Source organism: Streptomyces sp. DS1-CR2 (genome assembly GCF_055760475.1).
In genome coordinates this window covers 1052616-1068837 of sequence record NZ_CM147085.1, presented here as the reverse complement: position 1 = coordinate 1068837, position 16222 = coordinate 1052616, and the positions used below count along the sequence as shown (strand labels likewise).

The following is a 16222-nucleotide window of genomic DNA, read 5'->3' as shown; positions in this document are numbered from 1 at the left end:
GGTGACAGGCTCGGAAGTATCCCCTTCGTTCCGGCTCGCCTATGTCCCGGGAGTGACGCCCACCAAGTGGGTGCGGATCTGGAACGAGCGGCTGCCCGGCGTTCCGCTGACCCTGATCGCGACGCCCGCCGGCGAGGCATCCGACGTATTGCGGGATCGCGGGGCGGACGCCGGTCTCGTACGGCTGCCGGTGGACCGGACCGTGCTCAGCGCGATCCCCCTCTACACCGAGACGACCGTGGTCGTGATCCCCAAGGACCACGTCGTGACCGCGGTCGACGAGGTGTCCCTGGACGATCTGGCCGACGAGACCGTGCTGCACCCCCTCGACGACACCCTCGGCTGGGAGCGGCTTCCCGGCGAGCCCGCGTTCGAGCGCCCGGAGACGACGGAGGACGCTGTCGAGCTGGTGGCCGCCGGGATCGGTGTGCTGGTGGTCCCACAGTCGCTCGCCCGCCTGTACCACCGCAAGGACCTCACCTACCGTCCGGTGACCGACGCCCCGGAGTCCCAGGTCGCGCTGTCGTGGCCGGAGGACGAGACCACCGACCTGGTGGAGGAGTTCATCGGCATCGTCCGCGGGCGGACGGTCAACAGCTCACGCGGTCGTACGGCGACGCCGCCGCAGCCCAAGTCGGCGCGTACCGAGAAGAGCGGGACGGCGCGGCAGAAGCCGGCCGGCGGGAAGAACCCCCGGAGCGGCGGCGCCAAGGGCGGTGCCAAGAGCGGGACCAAACCCGGGCCGAAGGGCACTGCGAAGGGCGGCCCCAAGGGTGGATCCAAGGGCGCCGCCAAGCGCGGGAAGCCGCGCCGCAGGCCGTAGCCATCGGCACGTTCTCCGGAGACAGCCGCGAGGCCTTCCGCCGCACCGTCGCCCAGGAACGTCGGCACATGGGTCCGAGCGCGCGGGTAGGGCCTGCGGAAGTCCCTGTTGATCATGTCCCAGTCGCTCGGCACCGACGCGGAAAGCGCCGCGTCCCATCACCGCGTGATCGACGAAGTCCTGGCCGACCACGCCCGATTCGGCGGAGCCCGTAACTGGCGGAGCCCGTAACTGACGGCCCGCACGAGGGGCGTGCGCTCAACTCGCGTAGCGGGTCGGGCAGTTCACCACACGCCCCGAACCGGCGCCACGGCCTGCGGCGGCGTCGCCTTCGGGGAGAGGTTCTGGAGCCTGGACACGTCGACCGAGTCTTCCTTCGACGGAGTCGCGGTCGGCACCGGCCGGTTGTAGTCCGTGAGTGTCATCGTCGTGTTCAGATCGCCCATCTTCTCGGTGGCACGCACGAGCCGGTGCGGATCCTTCGCGGTGATGAACAGGACGACGTCGCTGCCGTCGTTCCTGCCACTCACCGGCACGACGTCCGTGCCGTCCACCTTGGTCTCCTTGCCCTTGGTCAGCTTCTCGGGGGGCGCGCCGGAGGGGCCGCTGTCCACCTGGGCCTGGAACGCGTTCAAGTCGCATGTGTCGCCCAGGCTCCTGAGCATGTCGTCGTTCGCGTTGCCGTGCACATAGCGCCCTTTGAAGAGCTGGGCCGCGAGCTCGCCCGCGCCGCCGGTGACCTGGGACTTCCAGAACGTGGTGTCGGGTTTCATCCACAACTCGTCGCCGCGTTTGATGAGTTCGACGGTGCCACCCTTGGCGCCGCCCGTGCCCATCTTCAGGGATCCGGCGCAGTTGCCGTCCTGGTCCAGGGCGAGATCGAGGACCGCGGGGGACTGGGCGTCGGCGGGACCCGTGGAGTTGTTCCTCAGGATCACATGGAGGGACTTCGCTTCGAGCAGTTCCTTCTTCGCGTCGTCCGCGAGCTGCTGCGCGCTCAGCTTCGACGCGTCGCCCCCGTCGTCGGCGAGCGCCGGAACTCCCGCGAGGGCTGTCACGCACGCGACGGCAGCGCTCACCGGGATCAGCGCGGCCTTGCGATGCCTCGACACACACCGCTGCATGGCGTCACCTCGCAGACGGGACACTCACTAGTGAACGCAATCAAATTGTACATTTCGGACCGATGGCCGTCGCGGCGGCATACGCTGCGCCCCCATGGACGGGGGCGGCGGGATCAGCGGGGTGGGCGGATGGGAGATCATCGCCTTCCCGGACGCTGAGGCGTTCGCGAGCCGGCTCGGGAGCACCGCGCTCGGCAGGAAGGTGACCCAGGGGTCAGTGGCCCCGGGTGGACGTCGACAAGCTGCTCAACGGCAACCCGGCCGGCCCAACTTCTCTGCCGGTCCGGTCACTTGGTGCGGTCAGCTGTCGCCCGGCCGCTCCGTAACGACTCCGCCGGGCGGACCTGGTGGAGTCCAGGCCCGCCCGGCGGCGCGTCACGCCATACGCGGTGGCGCGTCAGCAGCTCAGGTTGTCGCCCGGTGTGGTGCCCAGGATCTGGACGAACGCCTTGTACCGGTCGATGCGGCTCTGGACCTGGCCGGGGTTGCCGCCGTTGCACTCCAGGCTGCCGTTGATGGAGCGGATCGTCTCGCCGAAGCCGGCGCCGTTCACCATGGCGTTGTGCGGCGTCATGGTGCCGGGGCCGTTCTGCGTGTTCCAGTACCAAAGGCCCGTCTTCCAGGCCACGGCCGCGTCCTGCTCCACCAGGTACGGGTTGTGGAGGAGGTCGATGCCGAGCGCGTCGCCCGCGGCCTTGTAGTTGAAGTTCCAGCTGAGCTGGATCGGGCCGCGGCCGTAGTACGCGGCGGTGCCCGCCGGGCAGCCGTAGGACTGGCTGGTGTCGCAGTAGTGCGGGTAGTTGGCGGTGTTCTGCTCGACGATGTACACCAGACCGCCGGTCTCATGGCTGACGTTGGCCAGGAACGCCGCGGCCTCCTGGCGCTTGACCGTGTCGCTGCCGGTGTTCGCGAAGCCGGGGTAGGCGCTGAGGGCGGCGGTCAGTCCGCTGTACGTGTAGAACGAATTCCTGTTCGGGAACATCTGGTTGAACTGGGCCTCGCTGACGACGAAGCCGGACGGATCGGGGTCGCCGGGGTTCGTCTCGCCACCGCCGCAGGCGCCCTGGTCCGCCCAGACGTCGGAGGTGCCGGGGGTCTCGTTCTGGGTCCACCACTTGGCGTTCCAGTTGTGCCCGTTGTACGAGGCCGATCCGCCGCCGGTGTAGACGGACGAGGAGTTCCAGGGCGCGGCGCACTCGGCCGCCGATGCCGTGGTGGCCGGGCCGATGACGACCACGGCACTGACCGCGGCCAGGGTGGCGACAAGACTCGTGACGCGTTTGATCATGCCAACGCTCCTTCGGTGCGGCGCGAGTTGGGGGTCCCGGCGCCGCCATGGGGGGTGCCGGTCACTCAAGCGAACCTGGTCTGAACCTGTCAAGGTCTAGACCAAAAGTGGCCGCCGCGGTGGCGGGGCTCCGGCCCGGGCTGCCCCCGAGGAGCAGCCCGCACCGAAGGAACGTGATGTACGCGATACAGGCAGCCCAGGGACCCGCTCGACGAGGTAGTCCAAGGGCTTCTGAACGGCGGAAACGCGGGCGCGCCGGGGTGGTCCACGTCACCTTGGCGCGATGACGCGTATGGGATGCGTCAAGGCCGCGCACCCCGCCGTATGGGAGGCGTCAAGGGCGGGCGATTCCGGTCCTGAACGGGGGTTTCCTCTAAGGGTCCGTTCAATTCCGAACCTCATTCAGGAGCTCACGATGGCCGACGTGGCCTTCGTCGTCACCACGATCGCGGTCTTCGCGCTGGTGGCTCTCATCGCCAAGGGGGTCGCAAAGCTGTGACTGCCGAAAACATCGTCGGCCTGATCGTGGCCGTCGCACTCCTTGGCTATCTGGTCCTCGCCCTCATCTACCCGGAGAGGTTCTGAGCACCGATATGAGCCCCGTACTCGCTGGTGTGCTCCAGCTCCTCGCACTGATAGTGGCGCTCGGCCTGGCCTACCGTCCCCTGGGCGACTACATGGCCAGGGTCTACTCCTCCGACAAGCACCTGCGTGTCGAGAAGTGGATCTACAAGAGCATCGGCGCCAACCCGAACACGGAGATGCGCTGGCCCGCCTACATGCGCGGCGTGCTGGCCTTCTCCGCGGTGAGCGTGCTGTTCCTGTACCTGTTGCAGCGGCTCCAGGGCAGCCTGCCGGGTTCGCTCGGCTTCCGGTCCATCGACCCGGACCAGGCGTTCAACACGGCCGCGTCGTTCGTGTCGAACACCAACTGGCAGTCGTACTACGGCGAGCAGGCCATGGGTCACGTGGTGCAGACCGCGGGCCTGGCCGTGCAGAACTTCGTCTCCGCGGCCGTCGGCATCGCCGTCGCGGTCGCCCTCGTCCGGGGCTTCGCCCGCTCCCGCACCGGCGAGCTCGGCAACTTCTGGTCCGATCTGGTACGCGGCGTCGTGCGCATCCTGATCCCGATCGCCCTGATCGGCGCGATCGTCCTCGTGGCGTGCGGAGCGATCCAGAACTTCTCCGGAATTCACTCCGTGGGTCAGTTCATGGGCGGCTCGCAGCAGTGGAACGGTGGCGCGGTCGCCTCGCAGGAGGCCATCAAGGAGCTGGGCACCAACGGCGGCGGCTACTTCAACGCCAACAGCGCCCACCCCTTCGAGAACCCCAACGGCTTCACGAACCTCTTCGAGATCTTCCTGATCCTCGTCATCCCCTTCGCGATCACCCGCACCTTCGGCCGCATGGTCGGCTCCCTCAAGCAGGGCTACGCGATCCTCGCGACCATGGCCGCGATCTGGGTCGGGTTCGTCGCGCTCATGATGTGGACCGAGTTCCACCACAGTGGCCCGGCGTTCGACGTCGCGGGCGGCGCGATGGAGGGCAAGGAGAACCGCTTCGGGGTCGGTGCCTCGTCGATCTTCGCGGTGTCGACGACGCTGACGTCGACCGGTGCGGTGGACTCGTTCCACTCCTCGTTCACCGGGTTCGGCGGCGGCATCACGATGCTCGGCATGCAGCTCGGCGAGATCGCACCCGGCGGCACCGGTTCCGGTCTCTACGGCATGCTGATCATGGCGATCATCGCGGTGTTCATCGCGGGCCTGATGGTCGGCCGTACGCCCGAGTACCTGGGCAAGAAGATCGGCACCCGCGAGATCAAGTTCGCGGCCTGCTACATCCTCATCACCCCGGCGCTCGTGCTCGTCTTCACGGCGATCTCGATGGCGCTGCCCACCCCGCCGAACTCCATGCTCAACTCCGGCGCGCACGGATTCTCCGAGATCCTCTACGCGTACACGTCCGGCGCCAACAACAACGGCTCGGCGTTCGCCGGTCTGAGTGCGGACACGCAGTGGTTCAACACCACGATCGGGCTGGCGATGCTGCTCGGCCGGTTCCTGCCGATGGTGTTCGTGCTCGCTCTTGCGGGGTCGCTCGCCGAGCAGAAGCCCGTCCCCGCCACGGCCGGCACTCTGCGTACCGAGAAGCCGCTGTTCACCGGGCTCCTCGTCGGCACGATCCTCATCATCACCGGTCTGACGTACTTCCCCGCCCTGGCCCTCGGCCCGCTCGCGGAAGGCCTGGCGTCATGACCACCGGAACCAGCAAGCACGACTCGAAGAGGTCACAGGACGCCATGTCCACAGCCACTCCCACGCGGGCGCCGCACAGCGACGTGCCCTCCGGGCACGCACAGGAAGGCCGGGTCGGCGGAGGCCTGTTCGACCCCAAGCAGCTCCTGAAGTCGCTGCCGGACGCCTGCCGCAAGCTCGACCCGCGCGTCATGGTCAAGTCGCCCGTGATGTTCGTGGTGCTCGTCGGCTCGGTCCTGACGACCGTGTTCTCCTTCAAGGACCCGTCCGACTGGTTCGGCTGGACGATCAGCGCCTGGCTCTGGCTCACCGTGATCTTCGCGAACCTGGCGGAGGCGGTGGCCGAGGGCCGCGGCAAGGCGCAGGCGGACACCCTGCGCAAGGCCAAGACCGACACCGTCGCCCGGCGCCTGACCGGCTCCTCGGAAGAGCACGTGCCCGGCACCCAGCTGACCATCGGCGACCTCGTGGTGTGCGAGGCGGGCGACATCATCCCCGGCGACGGTGACGTCGTGGAGGGTGTCGCGAGCGTCGACGAATCGGCCATCACCGGTGAATCGGCCCCCGTCATCCGGGAGTCGGGCGGCGACCGCAGCGCCGTCACCGGCGGCACGAAGGTCCTCTCCGACCGCATCGTCATCAAGATCACGACTAAGCCCGGCGAGACCTTCATCGACCGGATGATCAACCTGGTCGAGGGCGCGGCCCGCCAGAAGACCCCCAACGAGATCGCCCTCAACATCCTTCTGGCGTCCCTCACCATCGTGTTCCTGCTCGCCGTGGTGACCCTGCCGCCGTTCGCGGACTACGCCGGCAAGCACCTCGGCATGGTCGTGCTGGTGGCCCTGCTCGTCTGCCTCATCCCGACGACGATCGGCGCGCTGCTCTCGGCGATCGGAATCGCGGGCATGGACCGCCTCGTCCAGCGCAACGTCCTCGCCATGTCCGGCAGAGCGGTCGAGGCCGCGGGCGACGTATCGACCCTGCTCCTCGACAAGACGGGCACCATCACGCTCGGCAACCGGCAGGCCGCCGAGTTCGCGCCCGTCAAGGGCGTCACCGCGGCCGAACTCGCCGACGCCGCCCAGCTGTCCTCGCTGTCCGACGAGACCCCCGAGGGCCGCTCCATCGTGGTCCTCGCGAAGGAGAAGTACGGGCTGCGCGAACGCCACCAGGGCGAGCTGGCCGGCGCGGAATGGATCGCCTTCACCGCCCAGACCCGGATGTCGGGAGTGGACGTCGAGGGCCGCAAGACCCGTAAGGGTGCCGCCGGTTCGGTCGTCGCCTGGGTCAGGGAGCGCGGCGGCCAGGTCGCCCCGGACGCGGACACCCTCGCCAACTCCATCTCGGAGGCGGGCGGAACGCCGCTGCTCGTGGCGGTCGAGGACGCCGACGGCGCGCGGGTCCTGGGCGTCATCCACCTCAAGGACATCGTCAAGGAGGGCATGCGCGAGCGGTTCGACGAGCTGCGCCGCATGGGCATCAAGACCGTCATGATCACCGGCGACAACCCGCTGACGGCCAAGGCGATCGCCGAGGAGGCAGGCGTCGACGACTTCCTCGCGGAGGCCACTCCCGAGGACAAGATGGCGCTCATCAAGCGCGAGCAGGCGGGCGGCAAGCTGGTCGCGATGACCGGCGACGGCACCAACGACGCCCCCGCCCTCGCCCAGGCCGATGTCGGCGTGGCGATGAACTCGGGCACGTCGGCCGCCAAGGAGGCCGGCAACATGGTCGACCTCGACTCCAACCCGACCAAGCTCATCGAGATCGTCGAGATCGGCAAGCAACTCCTCATCACCCGGGGCGCGTTGACGACGTTCTCCATCGCCAACGACGTAGCGAAGTACTTCGCGATCATCCCGGCGCTGTTCGCCGCGGTCTACCCGGGCCTGGACAAGCTCAACATCATGCAGCTTTCCTCGCCCGACTCGGCGATCCTGTCCGCGGTCGTCTTCAACGCGCTCGTCATCATCGCGCTCGTACCGCTCGCCCTGAAGGGAGTCCGCTACCGGCCGATGAGCGCCGACCGCATGCTGCGCCGCAACCTCGGGATCTACGGGCTCGGCGGTCTGATCGCGCCGTTCATCGGGATCAAGCTCATCGACGTGCTCATCTCCCTCATCCCCGGGCTGTAATTCCTCGAAAGCGTGCTGATCGCAATGAACAACTCGGTTACGAACACCGCCCGGTTGCTGGGGGCCGGCCTGCGTGCCCTCCTCGTGCTGACACTGGTCTGCGGCGTCATCTACCCGCTCGCCGTCACCGGTGTCGCACAGGCACTCTTCCACGACAAGGCCAATGGCTCGGAGATCGAGGCGGACGGCAAGGTCGTCGGCTCGTCCCTCATCGGCCAGCGTTACGACCTGCCGCTGAAGAAGGGCCAGGAGACCGCGGACCCGGATCTCAAGTGGTTCCAGCCGCGTCCGTCCAACGGTCTGGGCACCAACAGCGTCAACACCCAGCACAAGCTGATCCTGTCCGGTGCCACCAACCTGTCCGGCGACAACAAGGACCTCATCGCCCAGGTGCGGGCCGCCCAGCAGGCCGTCGTCAAGGACAACACGACGGCCACCTACAAGGTCGACAAGGCCGACGTCCCCGCCGACGCCGTCACGTCCTCCGGCTCCGGCCTCGACCCGGACATCTCCCCGGCGTACGCGGACCTCCAGGTCCACCGTGTCGCGGAGAGGAACGGCCTGTCCGTCAGCCAGGTGGACAAGCTCGTCAAGGACCACACCAGCAGCCGCGTCCTCGGTTTCATGGGCGAGCCCCGCGTCAACGTCCTCGAACTCAACATCGCGCTCAAGGACTTGGCCGCGAAGAGCTGACCGAGAACGGAACACGGCTGATCGGGAACGGAACAAGACGGAAGCCGGCGGCTCGGGAAACCTACCCCGTGCCGCCGGCTCCCGTTATGCGCTAGAGCGAGCCCTGTCCGCCACTGTTGAGCGCGGGCGAGTGCGTCTGCTGCGTCGGCATGGCGCGCGGCAGCGGCGCCGGCATCACCCGTTCCAGATCCCGCAGGGTCTGTTCGGCTACGGCACGGACCTGGGCGGGGATGTCGCCGCGTTCCTGGATGAGCCGACTGTAGATCGGAGCTTCGTGCTGTGCGGCCCACACGTCGAGACTTCCCTCTTTCCTTGGCTGGCGACGCCCCCGGCACCGGAGGAATCAGCCAACGAGTCTACCGGTGACCTTTCCTGCGTAGGCAAAGTGTCCAAATCGGGGGACGCGCCGCAGTCTCCACCGTCATCCCCGGCACGCGCACCGTACGCAACGTCGAGCGCAACACTGCCCTGAGCGACGGACGGCCGCTGACCGCGGACCAACTCGCCGTGCTGGCCGGGCACCGCCGGCAGCGTAACTTCTACGGATGATCTCCACAGAGAGGCTTCACGAGGTGCACCCCGCGACCGACGCCGTATCAGACACCGTCTCCAACGGGATGGTGCGCATCCCCGGTGGCACCGTCGACCTACGGGACGACCGGCGCGGCACGCGTTGGACGGCGGACATCGCCCCCTTCCTGCTCGGCCGCCATCCCGTGACGGCGGAACTCCTCCGCTCCGCCACCGGAGCGGACCCGGCTCCCGCCACGAGCGATGCTTCGCCGGTGACGAACGTCAGTTGGCTCGACACGATCGACATCTGCAACGCCATCTCGGCGCGCTCCGGGCTGACACCTGCCTACACCCGCGACGCGGGCAGCGGTGAGGTGACCTGCGACTGGAACGCTGACGGCTACCGGCTGCCGACGGAGGCCGAGTGGCAGTACGCCTGCAAGGCGGGCACGGAGGGCTACCGGTACGGGGCGATCGACGACATCGCCTGGTACGCGGACAACTCCGGCGGCGGAGTCCGCGATGTCGGCGGCAAGGCCCCCAACGCGTGGGGGCTGCACGACATGCTGGGTAACGTCTGGGAGTGGTGCTGGGATCTGTACGACGAGGAGGTCTACGGCTCGTACCGCATTTTCCGCGGTGGTGGCTGGGCCGAGTCGGAGCGTGGCTGCGGGGCCTCCGTGCGGCGCCGCAGCCACCCGACGTTCGCGATCGACGACCTCGGTTTCCGGCTGGCCCGCACCGTGTGACAGCAGGGGAGAAGCCCCCGCGCAGGACGCGCGGGGGCTTCTTCGAGGCTCGGGTCAGGAGCCGTCGCGGTGCAGGGAGTCCTGGACTCCGCGGGCGCGGTCGCGGGCTTCGCCCATCGTCTTCTTGGCCTCGCCCTTCGCCTGGTCGGCGCGGCCCGAGGCCTCCTTGCGGCGATCACCGGTGGTCTTGCCGGTCATCTCCTTGGCCTTGCCCTTGATCTTGTCGATGCCGCCCTTGTCAGCCATTACGACTCCTTTGTCTTGTACGGCTCTTGCTCGACCAACGTAGAACGGCGGAACCGAAGCCGCGCGCCGGACGACTACGCTCCGTGAGGCTCGGTGCTGCTGGGCTGGTCAGGCCGGGGCGGGGTCCAGTCCGCACGGCGCAGAATCGCGCGGACTGTCACCCGGGACGGGGCCAGGCGGAGAGCGGTATTGCGCAGGGCGACGGCCAAGGGGTGCTCCAACTGCTGGCCCATCCGGCCCGCCTGGCGCGCGGCGCGGGCGACGGACCGGCTGCGCGGGCGGCGTCCGTGTCGTGGCGGCCGAGCGCAGCTTCGACGGTGGGTTCACCGGCGACGGCGGCGGCGAGCACGGCGGCGTCCTCCAGTGCCTGGCAGGCGCCTTGTCCGAGCAGCGTCGCCGAGGAGGGCGACGCGTCCCACCGCATACGTGGGCAGCGGGGCGACCAACTCGTTGATGTCGTGGTGGAGTACGGCCTCGGGCCGCGTCGCGTCGAGCAGTGCGGGAACCGGGTCGTGCCAGTCGGCGAACCGGCGCCGCATCTCTGCCGGCGGATCCGGATGGCGCACGCCAGCGGGCGAGTTGAGGACCGCGTGCCACTGCGCCCGGCCGTCGTTGAACGCGATGTGCCCGAACTCGGCGCCCCGTCCCCAAGTGAGCTCGAGGTCCGTCCCCGCGTCGACCGGACGCTCGGTGACGGCGCGCAGCACGGTCGATCTTACCGGCGTCCGTCCGGCCCAGAGACTGCCCGCTCTCGCCCCCCGGTCAGCCGCCCACGTAGGCCGCGAGGTGCTCGCCGGTGAGGGTGGAGCGGTCGGCGACGAGTTCGGCGGGGGTGCCCTCGAAGACGATCCGTCCGCCGTCGTGACCGGCGCCGGGGCCGAGGTCGATGATCCAGTCGGCGTGGGCCATGACCGCCTGGTGGTGCTCGATCACGATGACGGACTTGCCGGAGTCGACGAGCCGGTCGAGCAGGCCGAGCAGCTGCTCGACGTCGGCGAGGTGGAGGCCGGTCGTCGGCTCGTCGAGGACGTAGACCCCGCCCTTCTCGGCCATGTGCGTCGCCAGCTTGAGCCGCTGGCGTTCACCGCCGGACAGCGTGGTGAGCGGCTGTCCCAGCCTGAGGTAGCCGAGTCCGACGTCGGCCATCCGCTGAAGGATCTTCTGCGCGGCCGGCGTGCGTGCCTCCCCGGCGCCGAAGAACTCCTCGGCCCCGGCCACCGACATCGCGAGCACCTCGCTGATGTCGCGCCCGCCGAAGTGGTAGTCGAGCACCGAGGCCTGGAACCGCTTGCCCTCGCAGTCGTCGCAGGTGGAGGCGACACCGGCCATCATCGCCAGGTCGGTGTAGATGACGCCCGCGCCGTTGCACGTGGGGCAGGCGCCCTCGGAGTTCGCGCTGAACAGCGCCGGCTTCACGCCGTTGGCCTTGGCGAACGCCTTGCGGATCGGGTCGAGCAGTCCGGTGTACGTCGCCGGGTTGCTGCGCCGCGAGCCGCGTATCGCGGCCTGGTCGACCGTGACCACCCCCTCCTGCCCGGCCACCGAGCCGTGGATCAGGGAGCTCTTGCCCGAACCCGCGACGCCGGTGACGACGGTCAGTACGCCGAGCGGGATGTCGATGTCGACGTCCTGGAGATTGTTGGTGCTCGCGCCGCGCACCCCCAGCTTCCCCGTAGGCGTCCGTACGGTCGGCTTGAGGGAAGCCCGGTCGTCCAGGTGCCGCCCGGTGAGCGTGTCGCCGGCGCGCAGCCCCTCGACCGTGCCCTCGAACACCACCTCGCCGCCCTCGGTGCCCGCGCGCGGGCCGAGGTCGACGACGTGGTCGGCGATCGCGATCGCCTCCGGCTTGTGCTCGACGACCAGCACCGTGTTGCCCTTGTCCCGCAGCCGCAGCAGCAGGTTGTTCATCCGCTGGATGTCGTGCGGGTGCAGCCCGATCGTCGGCTCGTCGAAGACGTACGTGACATCGGTCAGGGACGACCCGAGGTGGCGGATCATCTTGACGCGCTGCGCCTCACCGCCGGAGAGCGTGCCCGCCGGGCGGTCGAGGCCTAGGTAGCCGAGCCCGATCTCCACGAACGAGTCGAGGGTGTCCCCGAGCGCCTTGAGCAGCGGCGCCACCGATGGCTCCTTCAGGCCCCGCACCCACTCGGCGAGGTCGCTGATCTGCATCGAGCAGGCGTCGGCGATGCTGATCTTCTCGATCTTCGACGACCGGGCCGCCTCGCTCAGCCGCGTGCCGCCGCAGTCGGGGCAGGATGTGAACGTCATCGCCCGCTCCACGAAGGCGCGGATGTGCGGCTGCAGCGAGTCGATGTCCTTCGACAGCATCGACTTCTGGATCTTCGGGATGAGACCCTCGTAGGTCAGGTTGATGCCGTCGACCTTGATCTTGGTCGGCTCCCGGTGGAGCAGATCGTGCAGTTCCTTCTTGGTGAACTTGCGGATCGGCTTGTCCGGGTCGAAGAAGCCGCAGCCGCGGTAGATACGGCCGTACCAGCCCTCGACGCTGTAGCCGGGGACGGTGAGCGCGCCCTCGTTGAGCGACTTGCTGTCGTCGAACAGCGCGGTCAGGTCGAAGTCGGTGACCGAACCCCGGCCCTCGCAGCGCGGACACATGCCGCCGACGATGCTGAAGCTGCGCCGCTCCTTCACCTTCTCGCCGCCGCGCTCGATGGTGACCGCGCCCGCACCGCTGATCGACGCGACATTGAAGGAGAACGCCTTCGCCGAGCCGATGTGCGGCTTCCCGAGCCGGCTGAAGAGAATGCGCAGCATCGCGTTGGCGTCGGTGGCCGTGCCGACCGTGGAGCGGGCGTCGCCCCCCATCCGCTCCTGGCCGACGATGATCGCGGTCGTCAGACCGTCGAGTACGTCGACCTCGGGCCTGGCCAGCGTCGGCATGAAGCCCTGCACGAACGTGCTGTACGTCTCGTTGATCATCCGCTGCGACTCGGCGGCGATCGTGCCGAAGACCAGGGAACTCTTGCCCGAGCCGGAGACACCGGTGAACACCGTCAGCCGGCGCTTCGGGAGCTCGACGCTGACGTCCTTGAGGTTGTTCACGCGCGCACCGTGCACGCGGATCAGATCGTGGCTGTCGGCAGCGTGAGGTGCAGCTGACTGCGCCTGCGTCCCCTTGGCCATGCTCATCGTGTCTCCATCTGTTGCGCGGGACCGCCCTCGCGGACCCCGTCGGCGTCGCCGCTCGATCTAACCAGCTTCGAGCCGTCCGCCTGGTCTTCTTCTGCTTCTGAGCTTTAGAGCTTCAGAGCTTCTGGCTTCTGAGCTTTTGCCCGGGCCCGGCAGGCCGGGCCGCCCGTCAACGGTCCTGGAGGAGCCCGAGGACGTTCCCGTCGGGATCGGTGAACGTGGCCACGAGGCGGCCGCCGCCGACGTCGTGCGCCGCCTCCTTCACCACGGCACCAGCGGCCGTGACCTCGGCCAGCTTGGCCGCGATATCCGGTACGTGCCAGTACGTCACCGGCGAGGTCATGCCCCCGCCGCCCGGCACGAGCCCGATGTGCTGGCCCTCGACGTCGAAGCCGACGTAGTAGGGCGCGTCGGCCGTCGGCTCCGCGCCGAGCAGAGCGACGTATACGGCCTTGGCCTTCTCCAGGTCGGAGACAGGGTGCAGCACGGTCTTGATCCCCTGGGTGGAAGAGCTGGTCATGATCACTCCTGAAGGTGGTGGGTGTGGCGGCCGTCGTCTGGTTCCAGGACGGCGGGAGAGCTGCCGTGAGGGGCGCTGTCCACGGAGTTCAGGCTAGGCGCGGCCCAAGACCGGCGCTTCTCCAAAACTGCTCACTTTCGGTGGCCCTCCGCCCCTCCATGGAGTCGGGCACGGGTTCGAGCGTTCCGCGCGACGAGTGGACCGTCGTCCGGTGACGACACCATGGGGCCGCTCAGGCGTTGGGGTTGCCGTGACGCGGGTGCAGTGACGGTTCTGCACAAGGACGGGCGCGGGCTACGGACGGCGGTGACTGCCGACGGACGAGGGGCAGGAATGTGCGGAGCATGGCGGGCGTGTGGACACGCAAGGGCGGCGACAGCGCGCCGCCGGCGGAGGACCGCGGCCAGGTGCCCGGTCCACTGGTGGGCCGGGAGCAGGAGTCGCAGGCCCTGCGCACGCTCCTGGAGAACCATCGGCTGGTGACGGTGGCCGGCGAGGTCGGCGTGGGCAAGAGCCGACTCGCGGCGGAGGCGGTCGCCGGCGTCGGCGCGCGGGGGTCGGTGGAGCGTGTTCTTGGCGTGGGCGAGGGCCGGGTTGGCGTGGAGGCGGTCGCCGATGTCGATGCGCGGGGCTTGGGGGAGCGTGTGCTTGGTGTGGGCAAGGGACGGCTCGCCTCGGACGCCGTCGCCGGCGTCGGCGCGCAGGGGGCCGGGCCGCGCGTCATGGTCGTCCGTTGGCCGGGGAGCGGGCCGGATGCCGGGTCCGGTGGTGCCGGGCCGGGGGCGCCCGCCTCGCTGACGGCGGCCGTCTTGGAGGCGGCGGGTGGGATCCACGGGCGGCGCGGCGGGTCCGCGGCCGACGCCGGTGCCTGTGCTGGAGCCCTCGCCGAGCGGCTGCGCGCCGCTGACGTGCTGCTCTTCCTCGACGACGTCGATCCGGTCCACGCCGAGTGCGTGGGCCTGGTGCAGACGCTGCTGGAGTTCGTACCGTCGCTGCGCGTGCTCGTGACCGCGCGCCGGCCCCTCGGGCTGGGCGGCGAGGCCGTGCTGCGTCTCGCGCCGCTCAGCGCCGAGCCCGCGGACGACGACCGGGCCGCGCCTGCCGTGGAGCTGTTCCTGGAGCGGTTCCTGGCGCGGGCGGGCGCCGCCTTCGTATCCGGCGATGCGGAGCTGAACTCGGTGGCAGACATCTGCCGATACGTGGGCGGGCTTCCGCTCGCGGTCGAATTGGCTGCGGAGCAGGCCGCCAGGAGCAGCGTGGGGGAGGTCGCGGCCCGGCTCAAGGAACACCAGTGCTGGCTGAGCGCAGCGGACATGGCCGCGCCTCGGCACCGGTCGCTGCGGGACGCGGTCGCCGCGGCCTACGTGCTGTGCGACCGCGATGAGCGGATCGTGTGGGCCCGCGCCAGCATTCTGGCCGGAGACTTCGACGAGTCGACGGCTGCGTTCGTCTGCGCCGGTGGCGGCCTGGCCCCTGCCCGGGTGCCCGCATGCCTGACCCGCCTCGCCGCGATCGGCGTCCTGACTCCGGTCCGCGACCCCGGCGGCATCCGCGAACCGCGTTACCGGATGGCCCCCGCCGCCCACGACTTCGGCGGTGAACGGCTGCGTGAGGCAAGGGAGTTCGAGGTCGCCGCTGAGCGCCGCGCGATCCACTTCCACCGGGTGGCCGCCCTCGCGGAGAACCTGTGGAGTCTCGGGAGCCAGCCCCAGGCCGTACGGCTCGTCCTTGACGAGGCCGAGGGGCTCAGGGCGATGCTGGAGCACGCGCCTCGGCAGCCCGAACTCGCGGCGGCGGCCCTGGAGTCCGTACTGAACCTGTGGTTCTGGTGGGCGGTCTACGGCGCAGCCGACGAGGGGCGCCGCCATCTGCTGCGACTGCTCCCGATGTGCCGCTCGGACACCCGCCTGATCGCGCGCGGCCTGTGCCTCGCGGCCTGGCTCACGGCGTACGGCGATCCTTGCGGAGCGAACGAGCTGCTCCAGCACGCGTGGCCCGCCGCCGTCCTGGCGGGGGACGACGCGACGATCGGCAGGATCGCGCACGTGCAGGGCATGCTGGCGCTCCACGGGGGCGACCTCGAACGGGCCGCCGAGCAGTTCCAGGAGGCGGCGGGCACGATCCCGCCGCACGCCCCCGGCGGACTGCCGCCCGCAGTGAGCCTGGCCGCTCTCGCCGTGACGCAGGCGCAGCGGTCGCCACGGGCGGCGCGCCGGAGCGCCCGCCGCGCCCTCAGTCAGCCCGGCATCAGCGGCGACGCCTGGGCGTGCCTCGTCGCCCGCTACGCCCAGGCGTTCGTCGACCACAGCGACGGCCGCACCGGCAGGGCCCGGCAGCGCGCATACCGCGCGCTCGCCGCCCTGGACGGCCGGCTGCCGGCACCGCACGGCTGCGCCGCGCTGCGGGATCTGATCACCGACATCGACCGGGGGAGCCGCAGCGGCCTGCCGACGGTGCCTGTGCCACGGGGGTGTACCGCGGTGGCGCTTCCTGCGCAGGTCGGGAGCGGCATCGTCCCGGGCTGAGTCGGCGGCGGGACGGCGTCAGGCCGTCGGCGCGCCGGGGACGCGGTGGCTGCCGCCGTTGCGCTCCTGCCACAGCCGGTACACGTCGACGGCGTTGTCCCGCGTGCGTGTGGCGCATGGGCAGGCGCCGCTCGGTGCAGTCCTTGGCGAACTCGCCGTGGAAGGTGTCGAGTTCGAAGTACGTGCGGTCGT

Annotated in this window: 14 protein-coding genes and 2 pseudogenes; 9 read left to right on the top strand and 7 right to left on the bottom strand. The window is 69.8% G+C overall.

Translation table 11 applies throughout. From position 1 onward, the window contains the following. Position 1: 1 nt before the first annotated feature. A complete protein-coding gene (locus ACY0PA_RS05325; RefSeq protein WP_473083571.1) occupies positions 2-823 on the top strand; it encodes a LysR family substrate-binding domain-containing protein in 822 nt (273 codons plus the stop codon). Positions 824-1107: 284 nt separating this feature from the next. Here ACY0PA_RS05325 and ACY0PA_RS05320 read toward each other — a convergent pair whose 3' ends face one another. Both ACY0PA_RS05320 and ACY0PA_RS05315 read right to left on the bottom strand, forming a co-directional pair. Further along, positions 1108-1935 carry a LolA-like protein gene (locus ACY0PA_RS05320; protein ID WP_473083570.1) on the bottom strand — a complete coding sequence of 276 codons (828 nt, stop codon included), beginning with the start codon at positions 1933-1935 and terminating at the stop codon, positions 1108-1110. A 409-nt stretch (positions 1936-2344) separates the two neighbouring features. Continuing rightward, a complete protein-coding gene (locus tag ACY0PA_RS05315) occupies positions 2345-3235 on the bottom strand; it encodes a glycoside hydrolase family 19 protein (protein WP_473083569.1) in 891 nt (296 codons plus the stop codon). A gap of 283 nt (positions 3236-3518) precedes the next feature. Between ACY0PA_RS05315 and ACY0PA_RS05310 the strand changes: the two genes are divergently transcribed. From ACY0PA_RS05310 to ACY0PA_RS05290, 5 genes are read left to right on the top strand one after another with little or no spacing between them, the layout of a single operon-like run. Then, on the top strand, positions 3519-3734 hold the full coding sequence (locus tag ACY0PA_RS05310) for a hypothetical protein (protein ID WP_473083568.1): 216 nt from the start codon (positions 3519-3521) through the stop codon (positions 3732-3734). Further along, positions 3731-3820: a K(+)-transporting ATPase subunit F gene (gene kdpF, locus ACY0PA_RS05305; RefSeq protein ID WP_018536030.1), complete on the top strand. Its 90-nt coding sequence runs from the start codon at positions 3731-3733 to the stop codon at positions 3818-3820. Before ACY0PA_RS05310 ends, kdpF begins: the two co-directional genes overlap by 4 nt. A gap of 8 nt (positions 3821-3828) precedes the next feature. Beyond that, a complete protein-coding gene (kdpA, locus tag ACY0PA_RS05300) occupies positions 3829-5493 on the top strand; it encodes a potassium-transporting ATPase subunit KdpA (protein ID WP_473083567.1) in 1665 nt (554 codons plus the stop codon). A 44-nt stretch (positions 5494-5537) separates the two neighbouring features. Further along, positions 5538-7631 (top strand): potassium-transporting ATPase subunit KdpB, encoded by a 2094-nt coding sequence (gene kdpB, locus ACY0PA_RS05295; RefSeq protein WP_473086241.1) that lies wholly within the window; start codon positions 5538-5540, stop codon positions 7629-7631. Positions 7632-7655: 24 nt separating this feature from the next. After that, entirely contained in the window at positions 7656-8324 is a 669-nt protein-coding gene (locus ACY0PA_RS05290) for a potassium-transporting ATPase subunit C (RefSeq protein ID WP_473086240.1), read from the top strand. 91 nt (positions 8325-8415) lie between these two features. Here the strand turns inward: ACY0PA_RS05290 and ACY0PA_RS05285 are convergent, their stop codons facing one another. Continuing rightward, on the bottom strand, positions 8416-8616 hold the full coding sequence (locus ACY0PA_RS05285; RefSeq protein WP_326714630.1) for a hypothetical protein: 201 nt from the start codon (positions 8614-8616) through the stop codon (positions 8416-8418). A 116-nt stretch (positions 8617-8732) separates the two neighbouring features. On the opposite strand from ACY0PA_RS05285, the pseudogene ACY0PA_RS05280 reads away from it, so the two are divergent. Together ACY0PA_RS05280 and ACY0PA_RS05275 are read left to right on the top strand one after the other, a co-directional pair. Beyond that, positions 8733-8873, top strand: a pseudogene (locus tag ACY0PA_RS05280) (aldo/keto reductase); the annotation flags it as partial. A 68-nt stretch (positions 8874-8941) separates the two neighbouring features. Next, entirely contained in the window at positions 8942-9586 is a 645-nt protein-coding gene (locus ACY0PA_RS05275) for a formylglycine-generating enzyme family protein (RefSeq protein ID WP_473086239.1), read from the top strand. A 54-nt stretch (positions 9587-9640) separates the two neighbouring features. Here ACY0PA_RS05275 and ACY0PA_RS05270 read toward each other — a convergent pair whose 3' ends face one another. The 4 genes and pseudogenes from ACY0PA_RS05270 to ACY0PA_RS05255 form a co-directional block, all read right to left on the bottom strand. After that, positions 9641-9832, bottom strand: a complete 192-nt coding sequence (locus ACY0PA_RS05270; RefSeq protein ID WP_473083566.1) for a CsbD family protein — start codon at positions 9830-9832, stop codon at positions 9641-9643. Between the two features lie 74 nt (positions 9833-9906). After that, positions 9907-10545 (bottom strand): annotated as a pseudogene (locus ACY0PA_RS05265) (flavin-dependent monooxygenase); the annotation flags it as partial. Positions 10546-10594: 49 nt separating this feature from the next. Beyond that, entirely contained in the window at positions 10595-12985 is a 2391-nt protein-coding gene (locus ACY0PA_RS05260) for an ATP-binding cassette domain-containing protein (protein ID WP_473083565.1), read from the bottom strand. 169 nt (positions 12986-13154) lie between these two features. Then, on the bottom strand, positions 13155-13505 hold the full coding sequence (locus ACY0PA_RS05255) for a VOC family protein (protein WP_100594530.1): 351 nt from the start codon (positions 13503-13505) through the stop codon (positions 13155-13157). A gap of 353 nt (positions 13506-13858) precedes the next feature. On the opposite strand from ACY0PA_RS05255, the gene ACY0PA_RS05250 reads away from it, so the two are divergent. After that, positions 13859-16030, top strand: a complete 2172-nt coding sequence (locus ACY0PA_RS05250) for an ATP-binding protein (RefSeq protein WP_473083564.1) — start codon at positions 13859-13861, stop codon at positions 16028-16030. The last annotated feature ends 192 nt before the right edge of the window (positions 16031-16222 follow it).